The organism is Chitinophaga arvensicola (genome assembly GCF_900110835.1).
Classification (GTDB): domain Bacteria; phylum Bacteroidota; class Bacteroidia; order Chitinophagales; family Chitinophagaceae; genus Chitinophaga; species Chitinophaga arvensicola.
Genome location: NZ_FOJG01000001.1, coordinates 2,349,313 through 2,370,839, shown reverse-complemented (window position 1 = coordinate 2,370,839; position 21,527 = coordinate 2,349,313). Strand labels below are relative to the sequence as shown.

General features: G+C 47.3%; 18 protein-coding genes. 7 read left to right on the top strand and 11 right to left on the bottom strand.

Annotation, left to right across the window (positions count from 1 at the left end; all coding sequences use genetic code 11):
* Positions 1–32 precede the first annotated feature (32 nt).
* From BMW79_RS09995 to BMW79_RS09955, 9 genes are all read right to left on the bottom strand, one after another.
* Positions 33–578: a GNAT family N-acetyltransferase gene (locus BMW79_RS09995; protein WP_177192107.1), complete on the bottom strand. Its 546-nt coding sequence runs from the start codon at positions 576–578 to the stop codon at positions 33–35.
* A 37-nt stretch (positions 579–615) separates the two neighbouring features.
* Positions 616–1,680, bottom strand: a complete 1,065-nt coding sequence (locus BMW79_RS09990; protein WP_089893932.1) for a M20 family metallo-hydrolase — start codon at positions 1,678–1,680, stop codon at positions 616–618.
* Between the two features lie 3 nt (positions 1,681–1,683).
* The gene (gene argB, locus BMW79_RS09985; RefSeq protein WP_317042878.1) at positions 1,684–2,475 is read right to left on the bottom strand and encodes an acetylglutamate kinase; all 792 of its coding nucleotides are present in this window, start codon (positions 2,473–2,475) and stop codon (positions 1,684–1,686) included.
* Positions 2,475–3,425 carry an N-acetylornithine carbamoyltransferase gene (locus BMW79_RS09980; protein WP_089896852.1) on the bottom strand — a complete coding sequence of 317 codons (951 nt, stop codon included), beginning with the start codon at positions 3,423–3,425 and terminating at the stop codon, positions 2,475–2,477. The genes argB and BMW79_RS09980 overlap by 1 nt, the downstream gene beginning before the upstream one ends.
* A gap of 71 nt (positions 3,426–3,496) precedes the next feature.
* Entirely contained in the window at positions 3,497–4,624 is a 1,128-nt protein-coding gene (locus BMW79_RS09975) for an aspartate aminotransferase family protein (RefSeq protein WP_089893929.1), read from the bottom strand.
* 32 nt (positions 4,625–4,656) lie between these two features.
* Entirely contained in the window at positions 4,657–5,640 is a 984-nt protein-coding gene (gene argC / locus BMW79_RS09970) for an N-acetyl-gamma-glutamyl-phosphate reductase (protein ID WP_089893926.1), read from the bottom strand.
* Between the two features lie 11 nt (positions 5,641–5,651).
* Entirely contained in the window at positions 5,652–6,842 is a 1,191-nt protein-coding gene (gene argG, locus BMW79_RS09965) for an argininosuccinate synthase (RefSeq protein ID WP_245752453.1), read from the bottom strand.
* A gap of 50 nt (positions 6,843–6,892) precedes the next feature.
* Positions 6,893–7,678, bottom strand: coding sequence for a GNAT family N-acetyltransferase (locus BMW79_RS09960; protein WP_089893922.1), 786 nt, complete (start codon positions 7,676–7,678; stop codon positions 6,893–6,895).
* A gap of 662 nt (positions 7,679–8,340) precedes the next feature.
* A complete protein-coding gene (locus tag BMW79_RS09955) occupies positions 8,341–10,392 on the bottom strand; it encodes an alpha-L-fucosidase (RefSeq protein ID WP_089893921.1) in 2,052 nt (683 codons plus the stop codon).
* A gap of 297 nt (positions 10,393–10,689) precedes the next feature.
* On the opposite strand from BMW79_RS09955, the gene BMW79_RS09950 reads away from it, so the two are divergent.
* Positions 10,690–12,084: a Gfo/Idh/MocA family protein gene (locus BMW79_RS09950; protein WP_089893918.1), complete on the top strand. Its 1,395-nt coding sequence runs from the start codon at positions 10,690–10,692 to the stop codon at positions 12,082–12,084.
* A gap of 77 nt (positions 12,085–12,161) precedes the next feature.
* Here BMW79_RS09950 and galK read toward each other — a convergent pair whose 3' ends face one another.
* Complete coding sequence (gene galK, locus BMW79_RS09945; RefSeq protein WP_089893914.1) at positions 12,162–13,322, bottom strand: galactokinase; 1,161 nt, start codon at positions 13,320–13,322, stop codon at positions 12,162–12,164.
* 181 nt (positions 13,323–13,503) lie between these two features.
* Positions 13,504–14,826 carry a sugar MFS transporter gene (locus BMW79_RS09940; protein ID WP_089893911.1) on the bottom strand — a complete coding sequence of 441 codons (1,323 nt, stop codon included), beginning with the start codon at positions 14,824–14,826 and terminating at the stop codon, positions 13,504–13,506.
* Between the two features lie 197 nt (positions 14,827–15,023).
* On the opposite strand from BMW79_RS09940, the gene BMW79_RS34090 reads away from it, so the two are divergent.
* The 6 genes from BMW79_RS34090 (at position 15,024) to BMW79_RS09910 (ending at position 21,527) form a co-directional block, all read left to right on the top strand.
* A complete protein-coding gene (locus tag BMW79_RS34090) occupies positions 15,024–16,940 on the top strand; it encodes an MFS transporter (RefSeq protein WP_218150299.1) in 1,917 nt (638 codons plus the stop codon).
* Complete coding sequence (locus BMW79_RS09930) at positions 16,912–17,877, top strand: ROK family protein (protein ID WP_089893908.1); 966 nt, start codon at positions 16,912–16,914, stop codon at positions 17,875–17,877. Before BMW79_RS34090 ends, BMW79_RS09930 begins: the two co-directional genes overlap by 29 nt.
* Positions 17,878–17,907: 30 nt before the next feature.
* Positions 17,908–18,963 (top strand): N(4)-(beta-N-acetylglucosaminyl)-L-asparaginase, encoded by a 1,056-nt coding sequence (locus BMW79_RS09925; protein ID WP_089893905.1) that lies wholly within the window; start codon positions 17,908–17,910, stop codon positions 18,961–18,963.
* 64 nt (positions 18,964–19,027) lie between these two features.
* Positions 19,028–19,783, top strand: coding sequence for a copper homeostasis protein CutC (locus BMW79_RS09920; RefSeq protein WP_089893902.1), 756 nt, complete (start codon positions 19,028–19,030; stop codon positions 19,781–19,783).
* An 84-nt stretch (positions 19,784–19,867) separates the two neighbouring features.
* A complete protein-coding gene (locus BMW79_RS09915) occupies positions 19,868–20,752 on the top strand; it encodes an alkaline phosphatase (RefSeq protein ID WP_089893899.1) in 885 nt (294 codons plus the stop codon).
* A gap of 7 nt (positions 20,753–20,759) precedes the next feature.
* Positions 20,760–21,527, top strand: a complete 768-nt coding sequence (locus BMW79_RS09910) for an endonuclease/exonuclease/phosphatase family protein (RefSeq protein ID WP_177192106.1) — start codon at positions 20,760–20,762, stop codon at positions 21,525–21,527.

The following is a 21,527-nucleotide window of genomic DNA, read 5'->3' as shown; positions in this document are numbered from 1 at the left end:
ATAGTTTTTCCACGCCGGTTGCCGGCGCGAAATTAAAAATCATATTTACCAAAAACACGTTGCTTTACTTCCGGCCACTCTTCTTTCACAAGACTGAAATAAACGGTGTTGCGTACTCTTCCTGTGCTGGTGATCATATGCCGGCGGAAAATGCCTTCCTGGGTACAACCGAGGCTGAGAATGGCATTACGCGACTGCGTATTCAGTTCGTCTGTTTTGAATTCGACACGGTTCAGCTCCATCACTTCGAAAGCATGTTGCAGCATGGCGAATTTCATGGCTTTATTCAGCCCCGAACCATGCAGTGCAGGGGTAATCCAGGTAGAGCCGATTTCAACGCGTTTATGGGGCAATACCATCTCCATATAACGGGTGGACCCAGCAAAGCGGTTCGCCTCTTTATCGAAGATCGCAAAAGGCATGGACACTCCGGCTTCCCGGTCGGCCAATGCTTTCCGGATATATTTTTCCAGATCCTCCCGGGTTTCCAGCTTCGTCAGCTGTACCGTCCACAGGGAAGGATCCAATGCCACCGGCAGTAGTGCATCCACATGTTCCAGCTGCAAAGGTTGCAGCAAAACGCGCTTATTTTCCAAAACAGGCTCAAAATTCATATTACTGGATCATTTCAAGTAACTGGATATAACTCTGGATACCGTCTTTAATTTCGTGCAGATGGATATATTCATCTGCGGTATGGGAGCGGGCGGAATCGCCAGGCCCCATTTTTACCGAGGTAGCGGGAATCAGCGCCTGGTCGGAAGTGGTAGGCGATCCATAGCAGGTTTTACCCACGCTCACGCCTGCCAGTACAAACGGATGATCCATCGGGATAAAGGAAGGCCGCATACGCATTGACCTTGGCTTTACTTCGCAGGATACATTGGCTTTGATAATTTCCAGCAGTTCCTCGAGTGTATATTGATCCGTAGCGCGCACGTCTACCACGAAGGAGCAGTCGGCCGGCACTACGTTATGTGCTTTATTGGAGGTGTTGATCACCGTGGCGCTCATCTTCACCGGGCCCAGTGTTTCCGATACTTTCGGGAAGCGGAAGTCTTTAAACCAGTTCAGATCGGGCAATGCTTTATACAGGGCATTTTCGCCCTCTTCACGTGCAGCATGACCGGCTTTGCCATAGCTGGTACAATCCAGTACCATCAGGCCCTTTTCCGCGATCGCCAGCTGGGTGAGCGTGGGCTCTCCCACGATGGCAAATTCGATGGCAGGCAGCTTCGATAAAATGCTTTCCACGCCGTTGGAGCCGCTGATTTCTTCTTCTGCGGTAGCAGACAAAATAATATTATAACTCAGATCGCTCCGGTGATAAAAATGCAGGAACGTCGCAATCAGGCTTACCAGGCAACCACCCGCATCATTGCTACCGAGGCCGTACAGCTTTCCGTCTTCCACATCCGGACTAAAAGGATCGCGGGTATATTGCGGATTAGGTTTTACGGTATCATGATGGGAGTTCAGGAGTATATTACGTTTGGAGGGATCGTAATGTTTATTGAGGGCCCAGATATTATTGAGATGCCGCTCATGCGGAATATCCATGGCCGTCAGGAATTCACTGATCAGTTGCGCGGTGCCGTCTTCTTCGCGGCTTAATGAAGGGGTGGCGATCATCTGTTTCAGCAGGGCCACCGCCACATCATATAGTTTTTCGTTCCACATAGGTTAGCATATTAGGGTGCCTGCCACTTTCGGAGTTGTATTACTCAACACATCGTCTGCATGTCCTATCAGCACTTCTTTTACGCCATTATCGATTGCCCCGAAAGCATTCTGCAGTTTGGGCAGGATCCCGTCTGTCAATATTTTTTCTGCCAGCAGTTGCTGGTAAATTTCTTTGTTGATGAGATTGATCACAGCGTTATCATCTGCCGAATCACGCAATACACCTTTCTTTTCAAAACAATAGATCAGGCGCACGCTGTAGTGTTCGGATAAAGCAATGGCCAGGGAAGACGCAATGGTATCTGCATTGGTATTCAGGATCTGTCCATTCCCATCATGGGTAAGCGGTGCAAATACCGGTGTAACACCAGTATCCAGTAACGCTTTCAGCGGACCGGTATGCAGTTTCTCCGTATATACATCGCCCACAAATCCGTAGTCAATTTCTTTCACCGGTCTTTTTACTGCGGGAATGATGTTGGCATCAGCGCCGGTTAAGCCGATCGCATTGCAGCCATGAGACTGCAATTTGGCCACCAGTTGCTTGTTTACCAAACCGCCGTATACCATGGTTACCACGTCGATGGTATCTGCATCGGTGATGCGTCGTCCATCTACGTATTTCGATTCGATCCCCAGTTTATCACCGATACGGGTAGCGATTTTACCGCCGCCGTGGATGAGAATCTTTTTACCGGGAATTGCTGCAAACTTCTCAAGGAAGCTTTGCAGCAATGCCGGGTTATCGATGACGTTTCCGCCTACTTTTATGATAAATAAGTCGATCATCATTATCCTTTCAGTATTTCACTCAAAACCGCCTGGGCAGCCCATACCCGATTACCCGCTTCCGGGATAACGATGGCGTTGGGTCCATCCAGTACTTCGTCTGCAATCACTACATTCCTTCTAACAGGCAGGCAGTGCATCACTTTGGCAGAATTGGTCAGCGCCAGTTTCTCATTGGTAAACATCCAGGAAGGATCCGTGCAGGTGATCTTGCCGTAATCCTTGTAGGAAGACCAGTTTTTCACATACACAAAATCCGCATCCTGCAAGGCTTTATCCTGGTCGTACTCAATGTGTGCGTTGCCGGAAAATTTCTCATCCAGTTCGTAGCCTTCCGGATGTGTGATCACAAAATCAGTTTCTCCCCATGCGTTCATCCATTGTGCAAAGGAGTTGGGAACCGCCTGTGGCAAAGCCTTTACGTGAGGCGCCCAGGTGAGTACCACTTTAGGTTTACGGGCGTGCGGCCAGTTTTCCTTGATAGTGATCACGTCTGTTAAGCTCTGCAAAGGGTGCAGGGTAGCGCTTTCCAGGCTTACTACCGGTACACCGGCATACTTGATGAACTGGTTAATATATTTCTCGGTATAATCTTCTTCTTTATTCTTCAAACCCGGAAAAGTGCGGATGGCCAGGATATCGAAATACTGTCCCATTACCGCCGCTGCTTCTTTTACGTGTTCAGTGGTGTTACCATTCATGATAGCCCCATCATTCATTTCCAGCGCCCAGCCTTCCTTATCAATGTTAAATACGATGGCTTCCATACCGAGGTTCTTTGCTGCTACCTGTGTACTTAAGCGTGTTCGCAAACTGGGATTCAGGAATATCATTCCCACTGTTTTATTCTTCCCTAATTCCTTGTCCCTGAAAGGATCTTTCTTGTAGTTCAACGCAATGTCCACTAACCGCGGGACACTGGGAACATCTGCTGTAGAAATAAATTGTTTCATTTCGATTATAGGCTTTAAACAGGTAGTGGAAAGATGTAAAGGCACACTACCTGTCATTGACGGTTGTTTACTTATTTATTGATTGCTTTTCCGAATGCTTCCAGGAACTGATCAGCATGTGCCTGGGTCAGCGCCAGGGAAGGCAGCAAACGGATCACGTTTGGTTTTGCTTCACCGGTGAAGATCTTATGCGTGTGCAACAGTTCTTTTTTCACAAAGGATAATTCTTCCGGGAGATCGATGCCGATCATCAGACCACGGCCTCTTACTTCTTTTACTTTATCAAAAGTCCGTAACTGCTCCATGAGATAACCGCCTATTTTAGCGGCATTCTCCACCAGGTTCTCGGCCTGGATAGTTTCCAGTACCGCGAGTGCAGCAGCACAAGCCAGGTGATTACCACCAAAAGTGGTACCCAGCATGCCGTATACCGCATGGAACTTCGGTGCAATGATAATAGCGCCGATCGGGAAACCATTACCCATTCCTTTTGCCATGCTGTAGATATCTGCATTTACACCGGCAAAATCATGTGAATAGAATTTACCGCTTCTGCCATAACCACACTGTACGGAATCTGCGATGAACACAGCGTTGTGGGTGTCGCAGAGACTTCTGATTTTCCGCAGAAAAGATTCGCTGGCTACGTTGATACCACCTACGCCCTGAATACCTTCAATGATTACAGAAGAAACTTCATGCTGCTGGAAAGCCTGTTCCAGTGCGGCTTCATCTTCCCATGGTAAAAAAACCACGTTATCTGTTTCATTTACCGGCGCCACGATCTTTGGATTATCGGTAGCTGCTACTGCCAGGGAAGTTCTGCCATGAAATGCTTTCTTAAAGGCAATTACCTTCTTCCTTCCATTGTAGAACGAGGCCAGCTTCAGTGCATTTTCATTGGCTTCTGCACCGGAGTTGCAGAGGAACAGCTGGTAGTCTTCCTTACCAGACACCTTGCCCAGCAAAGCGGCCAGTTCTTCCTGTAAAGGCATCTTCACAGAATTGGAATAAAAGCCTACTTTATGCAGCTGATCGGTGAGGCGTTTTACATAATGCGGATGCGTATGACCGATGGAGATCACGGCGTGACCGCCATACAGATCCAGGTATTGTGTACCCTTGTCGTCCCACACGTGGGAACCAAAGGCTTTATCTATAATGATATCGTTAACGGGATATACGTCAAACAGTTTCATGTTGGCTCAAATTAAAAAGATGAAAGAATCACTTAGAACACGATGGACTTCAGTTTCAGTCCTGCCGTTTCTTCCAGTCCGCACATGAGATTCATATTCTGCACAGCCTGACCGGAAGCGCCTTTCAGCAGGTTGTCTTCAATGGAATGGATGACAAGTTTATCGCCTGTTTTTTCCAGTTGAATCAAACACTTATTGGTGTTTACTACCTGCTTCAGGTCGATCTGTTTGTCGCTCACATGCGTAAACGGATGACCGGCGTAAAAGTCTTTATACAGCTTTACAGCGTCTTCCAGAGATAAGTCGCTTTGCAGGTACGAGGTTACCCAGATTCCTCTTGGATAATCGCCGCGTACGGGTACAAAGTTTACGTCTCCCTGGTAGCCTGGCTGCAACAGCTGCAGGCTTCGTCGTATTTCTTTCAGGTGCTGGTGATTGAGCACTTTATAGGTGGAAATATTATTGGCTCTCCAGGTGAAGTGGGAAGTAGCCTGCAGGCTTTGTCCCGCTCCGGTGGAGCCGGTAATACCGGTGGTATGTACTTCTTTCAGCAAACCGGCTTTGGCCAGTGGCAGCAGTCCGAGTTGAATACCGGTAGCAAAACAGCCGGGATTGGCGATGTTCTGCGCGGATTTAATCAACTCCCGTTGCATTTCCGGTAAGCCGTATACAAAAGCTCTGTCTTTTACGGTTTCGCCTAAACGAAAATCCTGGCTCAGGTCAATCACTTTCACATGTGCCGCTACATCGGTGGCTTCCAGGAATTTTTTGGATTCTCCGTGACCCAGGCAGAGGAACATCACATCAATATCGTTGCTCAGTTCGCCGGTAAACAGTTGTTCTGTTTCACCCAGCAAATCGGCATGCACTGCGTATAACGGATTACCCGCATTACTACGGCTATGTACAAACGAAATAGTAACATCCGGGTGATTTAATAAAAGCCGGATCATTTCACCGCCTGTATAACCTGCCCCGCCTACAATTCCTGCTTTTATCTTTTTATCATTTGCCATTGCCTGCTGATTTAGATAGAATTTTTAACCTGATGCCAGATCATTGTCTGGTTACCAAAAATCTTGCTGAATCCTCTTACATCATCTCCGCTCCAGCCGGTGTTCATTTCACCGTATTTGCCAAACTTGCTGCTCATCAGATCGTAAGGGGAACTGATACCAGTTACCTGGAAACGATATGGCATGAGGGTAACGAATACTTCACCGGAAACATTCTCCTGGGTATTCTGCAGGAAGGCTTCGATGTCGCGCATTACCGGATCCATGATCTGTCCTTCGTGCATGTAGTTACCGTAGAACTGTGCCAGTTGGTCTTTCCAGCTCAGCTGCCATTTTGTTAATACATGTTTTTCCAGGGCATGATGCGCTTTGATGATCACCATCGGTGCAGCAGCTTCAAATCCTACACGTCCTTTGATACCGATGATGGTATCACCTACGTGGATATCGCGGCCAATAGCGAACGGACCAGCAATGGTTTGTAAATATTGAATGGCTTCAGACGGGTGACCGAAAGTTTTATCGTTTACGCCAGTCAGCTCTCCTTTTTCAAAAGTTAATTTCACCTGCTCTTCTTCTTTTTTGGTGAGCTGGGTAGGCCATGCGGCCTCCGGCAGCATACCATTGGAAGTCAGGGTTTCTTTACCACCTACGGAAGTACCCCACATACCCTTATTGATAGAGTACATGGCTTTTTCAAAGTTTACTTCCACACCTTTGGATCTCAGGTAAGAAATTTCTTCTTCACGGCTCAGTTTCAGGTCACGGATCGGGGTGATGATTTCTACGCCCGGGATCATGATATGGAAAACCATATCGAAACGAACCTGGTCGTTGCCGGCGCCGGTGCTACCATGTGCTACGGCGTCTGCTCCCACTTCCTTCACATATTCCGCGATGGCCAGTGCCTGGCTCATACGCTCTGCACTTACGCTCAGCGGGTAGGTATTATTCTTCAGTACATTTCCGAAGATGAGGTATTTGATAACGCCATCATAATAAGAACGTATCGCATTAACAGTTTTATGACTTTTAACGCCCAGGCTGTAAGCGCGCTTTTCTATTTCCTGCAGTTCTTCTTCAGAAAAACCACCAGTGTTAACGATCACTGAATGCACTTCATATCCTTTTTCTTCGGTCAGATATTTAACGCAATAGGAAGTATCAAGTCCTCCGCTAAATCCCAGTACTACTTTTTTCATTATGACATCTTTTTTTATAAATCCAGATAACAATATTGACAACCCTGTAGTCAGAACAGGAAAAATTTCTTTTTAGATCCGGTGGCGCCACCTTCTTTTTTGCTTTTCAGCAAAACAAATCTTTTAAAACGTAACCATCGCTCATAGAGCTTTATATTTCCTTTAAATCTCCGGCGGCGTCTGGCGTGATGAATGTGTCCGCTGGCATTTACGGAGAGCTGTGGCTGTGGTGCCGGCTGCGCTGCTTCTGCGGCGGCTTTGTCAGCCATCGCTTTTTCTTCTGCTTCTTTCAGTTTCTCCAGCGGATTGTACAGCATGGCGGTACACAGGCAGTTCTTCCTGTTTTTGGCGGTGAGGATATCGAAGTTTACACAGCTTCTGCAGCCCTTCCAGAATTCCTCGTCGTCGGTAAGTTCGGAATAGGTTACCGGTTCGTAACCCAGTTCGGAGTTGATCTTCATTACAGCAAGACCAGTTGTTAAACCAAAGATCTTGGCGTCGGGATATTTCTCCCTGGACAACTCAAATATTCTATGCTTAATCGACTTGGCTACACCATGTCCTCTGAAGGCAGGGTTAACGATCAGCCCTGAATTCGCCACAAATTTCTCATGACCCCAGGCCTCGATATAGCAGAAGCCTACCCAATCACCCTTTTCAGTAAGCGCGATCACGGCCTTACCCTCTTTCATTTTCAGCTCTACATAGTCAGGGGAACGCTTCGCAATGCCGGTTCCTCTTGCCTTTGCAGATGACTCCATCTCGTCGGTGATGATATTTGAATAGTGAATATCGTCAGGAGTGGCTACCCTAACGATGATATGTTGATTTTCCAACTTTTTAAATTGAAATCGTGAATCAATAAACTAACTTGAAATTCCATTAATGGAAAAGATCACCGGAGGATTGGGGAATCACGGTGCGATAGCGGTTATATTTAGACAAGCGCTATCAAATTCTAGGTCGTCGGGAAAGAAATCTAAAGACATTGAACCCAACAGAATATACCCCTTCGTTTAAAGCGGGATGATATGCAGAAATGTTGGTATGAGTTGCGGTTTTTTCCAACTTCAGTTCAGCGTTAAATTGTTATAAATATTGTCTTTAGTTTTAGATTATCCGCAAAGTTATAATAATATCCATTTAAATGGTCGAATTTTTTTTGGGGAAGACAGAATTTTAACAAACGCGAAGGGCGGCTTTCCCGGGATTAAACTGATTGTAAAGATCCGACTAATTATATATTGTCATTTTTTATACTGATAATTAAAAGATTAGCGGGTAAACAGCTGTAAAAGCAGCTGGATTACCTTGATTCTGACAGACCAAAGACATTAAATTATAATATAATAAATAAGGGAGATAAAAATGGAATATCCATTCTTATCTCCCTTATTTATTAGATATAGCCACCGGCTGAACCAGCTTCCCGCTTAATGGTGTCATCCGGACAGGATGGTCAGCCTGGCAGTGCGGGATATTTGCCCGCCTTGTATTGTTACCGTGTCACCACACCCAGTTCAGCAATAGCGGCAGCCACCTGCTTTTCGTCTGCCGGCGATACGGCAACGAAGCGGATGTAGCGGGCACTCCTTGCTTTGAAAGGAACTGTTTGCAGCACAGGACTGTTTTTAATATTGGCAAACTGTCCGCTGGCAGCGGGCGTACCCCAGCTCTTGCCATCTGCGCTGGTGTAAAACTCATAGTCGTAAATAATGCCCCGTTCGCCGGCCGGAGTGTAGGTAAAGCCTTTCAAAGAAAGTGTTTCACCCAGATCTACTATCAGCTCATGTGGATAAGCTTTATCCTTTGTTACATACAAGGTAGCATTATCACCGTCGATCGCGTTTACAGCGTCGTGATCTTTGGCAGCTTCACCGGCGGAAACGATTGTCCATTTGGCGGGCGCTACGTCGAAACTGGCTTTGGTGGTTTCACTGCCGGTTCCTTTCAGGAAGGCTTTGGCTTTTACCAGGCCGCCCTGCGGGAGGAGTATTTCTTTTCCGGTAGATGTGTACTGCGGTGATTTCAACGTTGGTTCGCTTCCATCCAGGGTGTAGTGGATCACCGGGTCGGTCGACTCACTGCTGATGATCACCTGTCCGTTTGCCTTACGCGTAATCTGCGGTGTAGTCAGCAATCCCGGCGCTTTGTACAACTGCACTTCGCTGATCACCGGCGCCGCCTTGGCATCCAGTATATTGATCCGCACCTGTGTGGCGGTATAATCGCTCAATCGTAAAATGCGTTTATGCCCGATAGTGGTTTCTTTCGCTATCTCCTTCCAGGCGCCCTTTTCCAGCACTTCTACACTAAAGGCTTTTACCCGTTGTCCCAGTGCGATGTATTCCTGCAGCACAATACGGTTAAAGGTAACCGACTGTTTGAAAGTAAGTGTGATAGTAGCAGTAGTGGCATCGTCGCCGGTAGCCCAGTAGGTAGTGTTGGTACCATCATTGAGATGAGCAACCTTCACCGCCGCATTGCCGTTACGTGTATTCGTTGCCGTTACCACCGCCTTCTTTGCCAGGTTATCTTTAAAAGAGGCATCCAGCACCCGGCGCAGTTCCATCAGGCGGGTAGAGTCGTTGGGATGGATCAATCCGTCACGGTCTACCGGCACGTTGAGGATCAGGTTACCATTACGGCCTACAGAACCGTAGTAAATATCGAGCAGGGAAGAAACCGACTTCACCTTGTCATTTGTTTCAGGGCTGTAGAACCATCCTGGCCGGATGGATACGTCGCACTCGGCAGGGATCCATTGTTCGCCATCCTCATTACCTTCATTGAGGACTTTGGTAGCTGGTGCTGCTACGCCTGGTCCGAATCCTTTTACATTGAGGGTGCTCCAGTTAGTGGTACCGGCAATGCCATTTTCATTGCCTACCCAGCGGCAACCCGGACCTACATCGCTGAAAATAACTGCGTTGGGCTGGTTTTTATATACTACGCTGTGAAACAGGTTCCAATCATACGGTTGCTTGATATTACCGCCGTTGGCGCCGTCGAACCACTGTTCAAATACAGGTCCGTATCCAGATAACACTTCATTGAGTGTGTTAGCGAACACCTGGTTATACCCTTCTTTGCCATATTCCGGATGGTTGCGGTCCCACGGAGAAAGGTATACGCCGAACTTAAGGCCGTATTCCTTACAGGCGGCTGATAACTCTGCGAGCACATCGCCTTTGCCATTTTTCCAGGCGCTTTCCCGAACGGTGTGGGTGCTGTATTTACTTGGCCACAGACAGAAACCGTCGTGGTGTTTGGCCGTGATTACAATACCCTTCATACCAGCCGCCTTGGCGGTACGCGCCCACTGACGGGCATCGAGGTGAGTAGGGTTAAATACTTTCGGGTCTTCATCCCCATGTCCCCATTCCTTGTTGGTAAAGGTATTAGGGCCGAAATGAATGAACATATAATATTCCATATCATTCCATGCTACCTGTGCTTTGGATGGTAAGGCGCCGTAAGGCTTGATGTCCTGGGCCATAGCCATATTGAAGCCAAGCAGCCCCGCGAGGAGTAACGTGTTTTTTTTCATTGCCGGAAATAAAAGTTACTGATTACAGATGTCAGCGAAGATAGAGCCAATAATTAAAAGGATTCAATCCCAAATTGTCTATTGCTAATTGAATATTCACTTTAACCGGGGGAAAATCGATCTGACCGCATCAGAAGCGGCTCCTGTCATTTTTATCTTGCTAAATGCCCCCCTGATTATACACCGTTTATCACAAAAATGTAAGATTATTACAAATTAGGTTGCTTTTGATAGATCAAATTTTATAAATTTAGAGCCTCCTAAGACGTATAACAGTATACGCATAAACTTTGAACAATGAATAAACAACCACTGCATCGCAGAAGTTTTCTGAAAAACACGGTAGCAGCTGGCGTAGGTATTTCTATGCTCGGCTCCTCTGCCAAATTATTTGCTAACGAGAAGAAACCCAAAGTTAGAATTGGTCTGATTGGCGTTGGCGCCCGTGGACTTGGTCACCTGAATTTCTGTCTCCATCGTGAAGACGCGGAAGTAGTTGCTTTCGCTGACCCGGACACGGCCTACACCCTGCCAAAGGTGAGAGCCATGATCGAAAAAGTATATGGCGGCAAAAAGAAAGTAGCCGAGTATACCAATGGTCCGGAAGATTTCCGCAACATGCTGAAACGTGACGACATTGACGCAGTGATCATTGCTACTCCCTGGGAATGGCATACCATCATGGCCGTGGCCTGTATGAAAGCAGGTAAAACACCCGCCGTGGAAGTATGTGGTGCTTCCGATATCCAGGAATGCTGGGAACTGGTAAATACCAGTGAAGAAACTGGTATCCCTGTATTTGGTATGGAAAACGTGTGTTACCGGAGAGATGTAATGGCCGTACTGAACATGGTGCGCCAGGGTCTGTTCGGCGAACTCACGCACCTGCAGGGTGGCTACCAGCACGATCTGCGTGCCGTGAAGTTCAACAACGGCAAGCAATATTACGGTGGTGGGGTTGAATTTGGTGAAAAAGCGCTGTCTGAAGCCAAATGGAGAACCAATCACTCTGTTCACCGCAACGCTGATCTCTACCCTTCCCATGGTCTGGGTCCGATCAACAACATGATCAATATCAACAGAGGTAACCGTTTGCTGTCGCTGACTTCAGTGGCTACCAAATCCCGTGGCCTGCATAAATACATCGTGGATAACGGTGGTGAAAACCATCCGAACGCGAAAGTAGAATTCAAACTGGGCGATATCGTGTCTACCCTGATCAAAACCAACAATGGTGAAACCATTATGTTGTCGCACGATACCAACTCTCCACGCCCTTACTCCCTGAACTTCCGCGTACAGGGTACCAACGGTTTGTGGATGGATGACCAGGAATCTGTTTACGTAGAGAAGAAAAGTAAATACGACGAGTGGGAAAAAACCGGCGACTTTAAAGATCCCAACAGCTACTTTGGTAAATACGATCACCCGCTGTGGAAGAAGTATGCCAATGATGCTGCAGGTGCTGGTCACGGCGGTATGGACTGGTTTGTACTCAACTCCTTCCTGGAGTGTATCAAGCGCGGTACACCATACCCACTGGACGTTTACGACATGGCTACCTGGTATGCCATCACTCCCCTGAGTGAGCAATCTGTAGCAGAAAGTGGCAGCGTGCAGTTCATTCCGGACTTCACCCGTGGCCGCTGGATGAACAGAACACCGATCTTTGCACTGGACGACCAGTACTAATCATAACGATGTTAGCTATAAAAAAAGCAGCGGAAAATTTCCGCTGCTTTTTTTATATAAAGAGATGATGACTGTTTTTATGCAGGGATGACTTCATCTATCACAGATACGCCATCTTCGATCACCGTCACATATACTTCCGGCTCCTTGCCGTATTGGTCCTGGTATCTTGATTTGATAAAAGCCACATACTCGTCTACCTTATCCGCTTTTACCAGGTTGATGGTGCAACCGCCGAAACCACCGCCCATCACGCGGGCGCCGGCCACTTCTGCTCTCTCCCGTGCCAGTGACACCAGGAAATCCAGTTCAGGGCAACTCACTTCATACAGCTTGCTGAGCCCTTCGTGGGTAGCATACATCAGTTCACCGAAGGCCTGCAGGTCGCCTTTCTTCAGCAAGGCAGTGGCATCCTGCACCCGCTGTATTTCTTCAATCACATAATGACAACGGTCATATACTTTGCCAGAGAGCTGTGAGCGCACTTCATTCAGCATGCCCATATCCGCATCCCGCAAGGATTTCACCGTAGGATGATTGGCCTGGATGGCTTTTACGCCTTCCTCGCATTGCTGTCTGCGTACATTATATTCGGAGGAAGCCAGGGAGTGATGCACCATGGAATTGCACAGTACTATTTTATAATCAGGGAACTTAAAAGGGAAATATTCAAATTCCAGGCTGCGGCAATCGAGCCGCATTACCTGGTCCTTTTTACCATGCAGGTTGGCAAACTGGTCCATGATACCACATTTTACACCAGGGAAGGTATGCTCCGCCTTCTGGCCGATGAGGGCCATTTCCATACGATCGAGTCCGTAGCCGAAAATCCGGTCCAACGCCATTACCAGGCCACCTTCCACCGCAGCGGAAGAGGACATGCCGGCGCCAACAGGAATATCGCCGGTCACTACGCAGTCAAATCCTTCTACCGGTAAACCACGCTCCTGCAACTGGTTCACTACTCCCATGAGATAATTGATCCATCCCGGGGTTGGTTTTACATCATTGAGCTGGAAGGATACTGTTTCATTCGTAAAAACGGCATGGGCATTACATTGCTGTGTGTTGTTCAATGCCACGGCGTATACAATCTTTTTATCGATAGCGGCGGGTAAAACAAAACCATCATTATAATCCGTATGTTCACCAATCAGATTGATTCTTCCTGGGGAAACCACCATCAGTGGCTCTTTTTCAAATAAGTGGATAAACTGCTCCCTGGTTTCTTGTATCATTAAAAGGCTATTAAACGTAAAATTTACACCTAAAAATATAAAAATGATTTAGAAATAAAAAGGGGACGGCAAAAAAGGTGCAAAAAGCGGGAAGTTAACATCAGGGCATTTTTCCTGTATTCATAAAAGAGGAGGGCCGACCATATGGTCAGCCCTCCTCTTTTATGATACAGATATTTATTTATTTCTTACCTAACTTATCCCCAACAAGGGCATAAAACAGGATGTATACATAGCAGGGCACCATGCAGTACAGGAACGCATGTCTGAAATCGATGCTGCTGCTGTACAGGAAGCTGAACATGCTATGCTGGTCAAACATACCGCTGTAGATCTGTGGAATCACACCACCACCGGCAATACCCATTACCAGCAAGGCGGAACCGATCTTGGTAAAACGACCGAGTCCGTCGATGGCCATCGGGAAAATCGCAGGCCACATCAGGGCATTTGCCAGGCCGAGCAGGGCGATGAAAGTTACAGAAGAGAAACCGGTAGTAGCATAAGCGGCTACGGTGAACAGTATGCCGAGGATGGCAGAAATCTGCAGGCCTTTCTTTCCGGTAATAAATTTCGGGATGGTGGCAATACCTATTACATATCCTGCCAGCATTGCTACCAGGGTAAAGGTGGTGAAGTATTTGGTATCGTCCACACTCATACCGAGCGCTTTACCATATTGACCGATCACGTCGCCGGCCATTACTTCCACACCCACATATACGAAGATGCAGAGTACACCCAGCACCAGTTGCGGAAACTGGAATACGCTTGTTTTACCGGTAGTAGCTGCTGCAGTAGCCGCATCTTCCGTATTGGTATCAATTTCAGGTAAAGAAGAGCGTTTCAGGAGGAACGCCAGGATGGTTAATATAATAGCGATAGCCACATAAGGTCCGATAACACGGGAAGCCAGGCTATCGAGTAAAGCATTTTTCTGCACGGCATCAACTGCTGCTGCAATATCCTTTTCCAGTTTATCTGCACCTTTCAGTACAATAGAGCTGAGGATCAACGGAGCCAGGGCGCCGGCGCTTTTGTTACAGATCCCGAGGATACTGATACGTTTGGCGGCACTTTCTTTTGGTCCGATAATACTGGCGTAAGGATTAGAAGCGGTTTGCAACAGGGACAATCCTGCGCCCTGGATAAACAGGCCGGTCAGGAACATGGCGAAGCTACGTGCGTTGGCAGCAGGGATAAAAACCAGGGAACCGATGGCGATGATGAGGAGTCCTAAAGCCATCCCGTTTTTAAATCCTGTCTTGTTCAGAATGAAGGAAGAGGGAATAGAGAGGAAAAAATAGGCCATGTAGAAGGCCATGGTAACCAGCAGCGCCTGTGAAACATTCAGTTCACACACGATCTGGAAAAACTGGATCAGTGTTCCATTGAGCCAGGTAACAAAACCGAATACGAAAAACAATATGCCGATGATGGCCATTGATTGCGCATACCCGGCCTGTTTGGAAGGTACATTCATTGTTACTGTTTGGTTGGACATAAGCTGTCAGAATTATTTTTTTTGATAAGCACGAACATAATTAAACTTCTCTTATATTTCTTGTATATTTCGCAATTATTTTTGCTAAAACGTTTTATCTAATTACTAAATTGCAAGATTAATTTGACTTTTTAAAAATTTTTAAAAAAATAATTATACATTTAACCGGCAAAATTTCACCGTAACTTAACACGTTTATGACTCAGCAATCTAAACAAAGCGCACAAAGCACCCATCCTTCGTTCTTTGTGCTTATTCTGGTTTTCTTTTTCTGGGGGTTTCTGGCTGCATCCAACAGTATCTTTATCCCTTTCTGTAAATCACATTTCAACCTTACCCAACTGGAGTCACAACTGATTGACTTCTCCTTTTACAGTGCCTATTTCATTGGTTCACTGATTCTTTACCTGGCCTCCACTGCAAGGAAAGTGGACATTCTTAACAAGATCGGGTACAAGAAGGGTATTATTTACGGTTTATTGATCTCCGTGCTGGGATCAGTAATTATGATTCCATGTGTAAATAAGGAAAAGATTGTTCCTATTAAAGAAACCATTGCCGACATCAGCGGTTTCCAGGTAGAGCAGCAATTACAGACTTCTGACAGGCAGGTAAAAATCCGCCGTGAGAAGGATCCTGAAACTTATTCATTACTGATCAGCAACAATGAATCTGCTGAAAAGTATACGACCAATCCTCAGCTGATTTCCGCAGTTTCCGGCGGATTCACAAAAGATGAAGAGCATCACCAGTATGCGGCCATCTTCACCAAAGCCAACCTGGAAAAGGTGGTTACGGTATTGGATACAGACTTTAAACAAACGGTTACTTTCGGTTATTTTGCCCTTATCCTGATGGCCTTATTTATTGTGGCCTTAGGTTTTTCACTGCAGCAAACCGCTGCCAATCCATTTGCTATTTTACTGGGAGATCCTGCCAAAGGTACTCACCGCCTGAACCTGGCTGGTGGTATCAACTCTTTCGGTACTACCATCGGGCCCATTATCGTGAGCATGTTGCTGTTCGGTAATATCAAAGGCGGCGAAGTAAGCACCGATATCAGCAAGATCAACACCTTGTATTTCCTGCTAATTGCCCTGTTCCTGATTGCTGCTGCCATTTTTGCTTTTGTGAAGATGCCGGAAAGCCAGGATACAGAAGGTTTTGAATCTTCTCCAAAAGCTACCAGGTCATTACTGGGTATCACGTTCATGTTCGTACTGATCCTCATGGGTCTGATACTGAAATTTGAATTACCGATGTTTATCGCTGGTATCGTGGGTATTATCGGTATCCTGTTCTATACTAAAACGGCATCTGCCGGCAACAGTGAAGGATGGGGTGCGATGAAATATCCGCAGCTGATCCTGGGTATGCTCGCCATCTTTATTTATGTAGGGGTGGAAGTATCCATTGCCAGTAACCTCGGCGCCCTGCTGAAACATCCTGGCTTCCTGACCGTGAAAGGTCTGGCAGAATCTGAACTGGATCCTTATGTATCCCTGTTCTGGGGCAGTATGATGATTGGCCGCTGGACAGGTGCCATCAGCGTATTCAACGTATCCAAAACAACGCGTAACATTCTCTGCGTAATCGTTCCTTTTGTAGCCTATGGCGTAATTCTCGGCGCCAACAGCATCAAGGGTAATGATATCAGCGTGTTATATCCATATGCTATCTGTATCGCTGTACAGATCGTTGGTTTCTTTGCCGGCCAGGACAAACCTGCCAAAACCCTCACCATCTTCGGTTTACTGGGTGTGGCATCTGTACTGATCGGATTATTTACAAGTGGTCAGCTGGCTACTTTCGCCTTTATCAGCGGTGGTTTATTCTGCTCTGTTATGTGGCCTAGTATTTTTGCATTATCTATTGCCGGTCTTGGCAAGTACACCGGTCAGGGTTCTGCATTCCTGGTAATGATGATCCTCGGTGGCTCGCTGATTCCTCCTGTGCAGGGTGGTCTGGCAGACATCGCAAGCATTGGTATTCACGCCTCTTACATTATTCCGGCGCTGTGCTTTGCTTATCTCGCGTTCTTCGCATTTAGAGTTAAAACCATTTTAAAATCTCAAGGAATTGATTATGAGTCAGCAGTTAGTGGTGGGCATTGATATCGGAGGTACGAACACCAAATTTGGTATTGTAGATCGCAGAGGTAATATTATAGGTGATGGTCGTATGTTGACCAACCAGCATGAGGAAGTAAACGGTTTCCTCGATGAATTGCATGGTCACTTAACTGAGCTGATTGAAAAGGCCGGTGGTATTGAAAATATAAAAGGAATCGGTGTAGGCGCGCCTAACGGCAACTACTATACCGGTAACATAGAATATGCGCCAAACCTGCGCTGGAAAGGGGTAATACCCTTAGCCAGCCTGCTGGAGCAGAAGTTCGGTTTACCGACTGTACTCACCAACGACGCCAACGCAGCGGCTTTGGGAGAACTGATCTACGGTGCGGCACGTGGTATGAAAGACTTTATCGTGATCACCCTGGGTACAGGCGTAGGAAGCGGTATTGTTGCCAACGGCCAGCTTATCTATGGTCATGATGGGTTTGCCGGTGAACTGGGTCACTGTATTGTTATTCCGGGTGGCCGTCATCATGCGGGCACCGGTGCACACGGATCGCTGGAAGCCTATGCTTCTGCTACCGGTGTAACCAATACAGCCCTGGAATTCCTGGCAGAACGTCCGGATACCCCGAGCATCATGCGGGAGCATTCCAAAGAAGAGATCAACTCCAAACTCATCTACGAAGCTGCCATGAAAGGCGATCCGCTGGCCATGGAAGTATATGAGTTCACCGGTAAAATACTCGGTGAAGCCCTGGCCAATTTCGTGATGTTCTCCAGCCCCGAAGCCATTGTGCTGTTCGGTGGTCTGACCAAAGCAGGAGATCTTATCATGAAACCGGTGCGGGAGCATATGGAACAAAACCTGCTGCCTATTTTCCAGAATAAAGTTAAATTGCTGTTCTCCGAACTGAAAGAAAGCGATGCGGCGATCCTGGGTGCCAGCGCACTGGCCTGGGAAATGAAGGACTAGGTAAAGGTTGAAAAGTACAAACTACTTTATATGAGTAATAGAAGATCATTCCTGAAAACAGCGGCCCTCAGTGCCGCTGTTTTCTCTTTGGATGGAGTAACCGGAACGCCTGCACGTTCCCAGGGCAAACGTGGACCTGTAAAAGGAAAGCCGATTGTAGTGTCTACATGGGATTTTGGCCGCGCTGCCAATGCAGCCGCCTGGGAGATCCTGAAAAAAGGCGGTCGCGCACTGGATGCTGTAGAAGCAGGTGTAAGAGTACCCGAAGCCGATCCCAACAACCACACGGTGGGTTTCTCGGGTTATCCTGACCGCGATGGCCGTGTTACCCTGGATGCCTGTATCATGGACGAACATGGCAACTGTGGCTCCGTTGGTGCGCTGGAACACGTCACCCATGCTATTTCTGTAGCCCGTATGGTGATGGAAAAAACACCACATGTGATGCTGGTAGGCGATGGCGCCCTGCAGTTTGCACTGGCCAACGGTTTTGAAAAAGAAAACCTGCTGACACCGGAATCAGAAAAAGCCTGGAAAGAATGGCTAAAAACATCGGAATACAAACCGATCATCAACATAGAAAATAAATCTTACACACCCACCAACGGCGCTACTGCATTCAATCCGCTGATGCTGCCGGGAAATGTGTATAACCACGATACCATCGGGATGGTAGCCATGGATGCCGACGGCAATTTGTCCGGCGCCTGCACTACCAGCGGTATGGCTTTTAAACTGCATGGCCGCCTCGGCGATTCTCCCATTATCGGCGCAGGGTTATATGTAGATAATGAAATTGGCGCTGCCACCAGCACCGGTGTAGGAGAAGAAGTGATTAAAATTGTAGGCAGCCACCTCGTAGTAGAACTGATGCGTCAGGGCTACCCACCGGAAAAAGCCTGTAAAGAAGCGGTAGACCGCATCGTAAAACGCAGTCCTTCCAAAGCAAAAGAAATCCAGGTAGGCTTCCTTGCCCTCAATAAAAAAGGAGAACACGGCGCATATTGCCTCCAGAAAGGCTTTAGCTATGCCGTGTGTACCAGCGACACCAGCAATATTTTAATTGACGGAAAACATCATTTTTAGTTGAACCGCCGTTGACTATACACCGTTAACGGCGGATGACTACTACTATAAAAAACTATTCGCTATGTCATTCACCCTCGAAATATGTGCTGCATCCGTAGCCTCCTGCATTGCTGCCGCAGAAGGGGGCGCCAACCGGATAGAACTGTGTGACAACCTGCTGGAAGGTGGTACCACGCCCAGTTATGGCACCATTGCCATTGCCAGGGAAAAAGTAAAAATAGACCTCTACCCTATTATCCGTCCACGTGGCGGCGACTTCCTCTATTCCGACCTGGAATTTGAAGTGATGAAACGTGATATTGAATTTTGCAAACAACTGGGTTGTAATGGTGTAGTTATAGGGATTCTCACACCGGATGGCCGGGTAGATAAAGCACGCTGCAAAACACTGGTAGACCTGGCATGGCCCATGGGCGTTACCTTTCACCGTGCCTTCGATATGACGGATAATCCGTTTGAAGCACTGGAAGATATTATTGCAATCGGGTGTGAGCGTATCCTCACTTCCGGCGCACGCAACACTGCCCTGGAAGGCGCTTCCCTGCTGAAAGAACTGGTAGAAAGAGCCGATGGCCGCATCGCCATCATGGCTGGCTCGGGTGTTCGTGCCAACAATATTGCCCAATTAATTACCAGCACCGGCGTCACTGAATTCCATACCTCTGCCAAAGCCTATGAAGAAAGCGGGATGATCTACAGAAATCCCAATGTGAGTATGGGCGGCATTCCTGGCGTACCTGAGTATGGCATCTCTGCCACACAAAAAAAAGAAGTCATATTAATCCGTGAAATAGGCGAAAAAACATTACTATCTTAGCCTCTTCATGTTTAGCTAGAATTCCATTTACACCCATTATTAATAAAAGGCGGCAACTGGCCGGCCTACAAAGTGAACAACGAAATGAAAAAACTGATCATTGCAACAGGCTTGTTGCTTGGCGGATTCCTCGCGCAAGCACAGGTCAAAGGGGTAAAGCACGTTATCCTGATTGGCATGGATGGCTTTGGTGCCTACTGTTTTCCACATGTGGATAACCCCAACATGAAACAAATGATGCACGACGGTGCGTGGACCCTGAAAGCCCGCAGCGTACTGCCTTCTTCAAGTGCTGTAAACTGGGCTTCCATGGTGATGGGCGCCGGTCCGGAAATACACGGTTATACAGAGTGGGACAGCAGGAAGCCGGAATTACCTTCCCGTGAACTGGATCAATATGGCATGTTCCCCTCGATCTATACCCTGTTGCGTGAACAAAAACCAAAAGCAGAAATAGGCGTTATTTACAGCTGGGATGGTATCGGTTACCTTTTCCCAAAAGCTGCGGTAAATAAAGACCTGGGTACACACGACAATGATAGTCTTGCTACCGCCGCTTCTGTAGCCTATATCAAAGAAAAGAAACCGGATTTCCTGTTCATCCATTTTGATGAGCCTGATGGAACCGGGCATAATATTGGTCATAATATTCAACCTTACTTCGACCAGGTAGCCAAGAATGATGTGTTACTGGGAAAAATTCTGCAGGCAGTAAAAGACGCCGGCATGTGGGATAACACTATTATCCTGCTCACTGCGGATCATGGCGGTATCAAGAAAGGACATGGCGGCAAAACCATGGAAGAAATGCAGATTCCCTGGATCATACGTGGCCCTGGTGTGGCAAAAAACAAAGAGATCAGCAGTAGCGTGATGACCTATGACACCGCTGCTACGCTGGCCTGGATCTTTGGTCTGAAAACACCGCAGGTTTGGATCGGAAGACCAGTGAAGGACGCGTTTAAATGATATGGATATGAAAAAAATGCTGCTTATTACGGTGGTATGTTTTACCAGCTTTTCACTTTGTGCACAAACACAGAAAGTAAAAGTATTAACGTACAACATTCACCATGGGGAAAACATGAAACAGGCGCTTGACCTGAAAGGAATCGCCAATGTAATACTGGCCACCAATCCTGACCTGGTAGCCCTGCAGGAAGTAGACAGCGTCACTTCCCGCACCCAGCAATCAGATCAGCTGAAAGAACTGGCATCCATCACAGGCATGTATACCTATTTCGTGAAAGCCATCGACCTGGAAGGCGGCGGCTATGGTACCGGTATCCTTTCGCGTTTTCCCATCAGCAGCACCACCACCCTGCCTTTGCCTTCCGGAAAAGGAAATGAAGCCAGGGCGGCAGGCATCGTAACCATCAAACTTCCCGGAGACAGCTCATTGCAGTTTGTTACTACACACCTGGATGCAGGTAAAAAACCGGCAGACCGCATTGCACAGGCAAACGCACTGGCAGACTATTTCCGGAATACGTCCACACCCGTGATTATGGCGGGCGATTTCAATGCCATTCCCTCCTCGAAAGAAGTGAATGTGCTGAAGCAAATATTTACCGACGCCACTCATGGAATGGGACCTACCTTTCCTTCTGATTCACCAACAATAAAACTGGACTATATCCTGGTAGCGCCCAGGCACCGGTGGACTGTTACCGGCGCCCGCATCATTGAAGAAACAGTGGCTTCGGACCACCGTCCGGTACTATGCGAACTTGAAATGAAATAA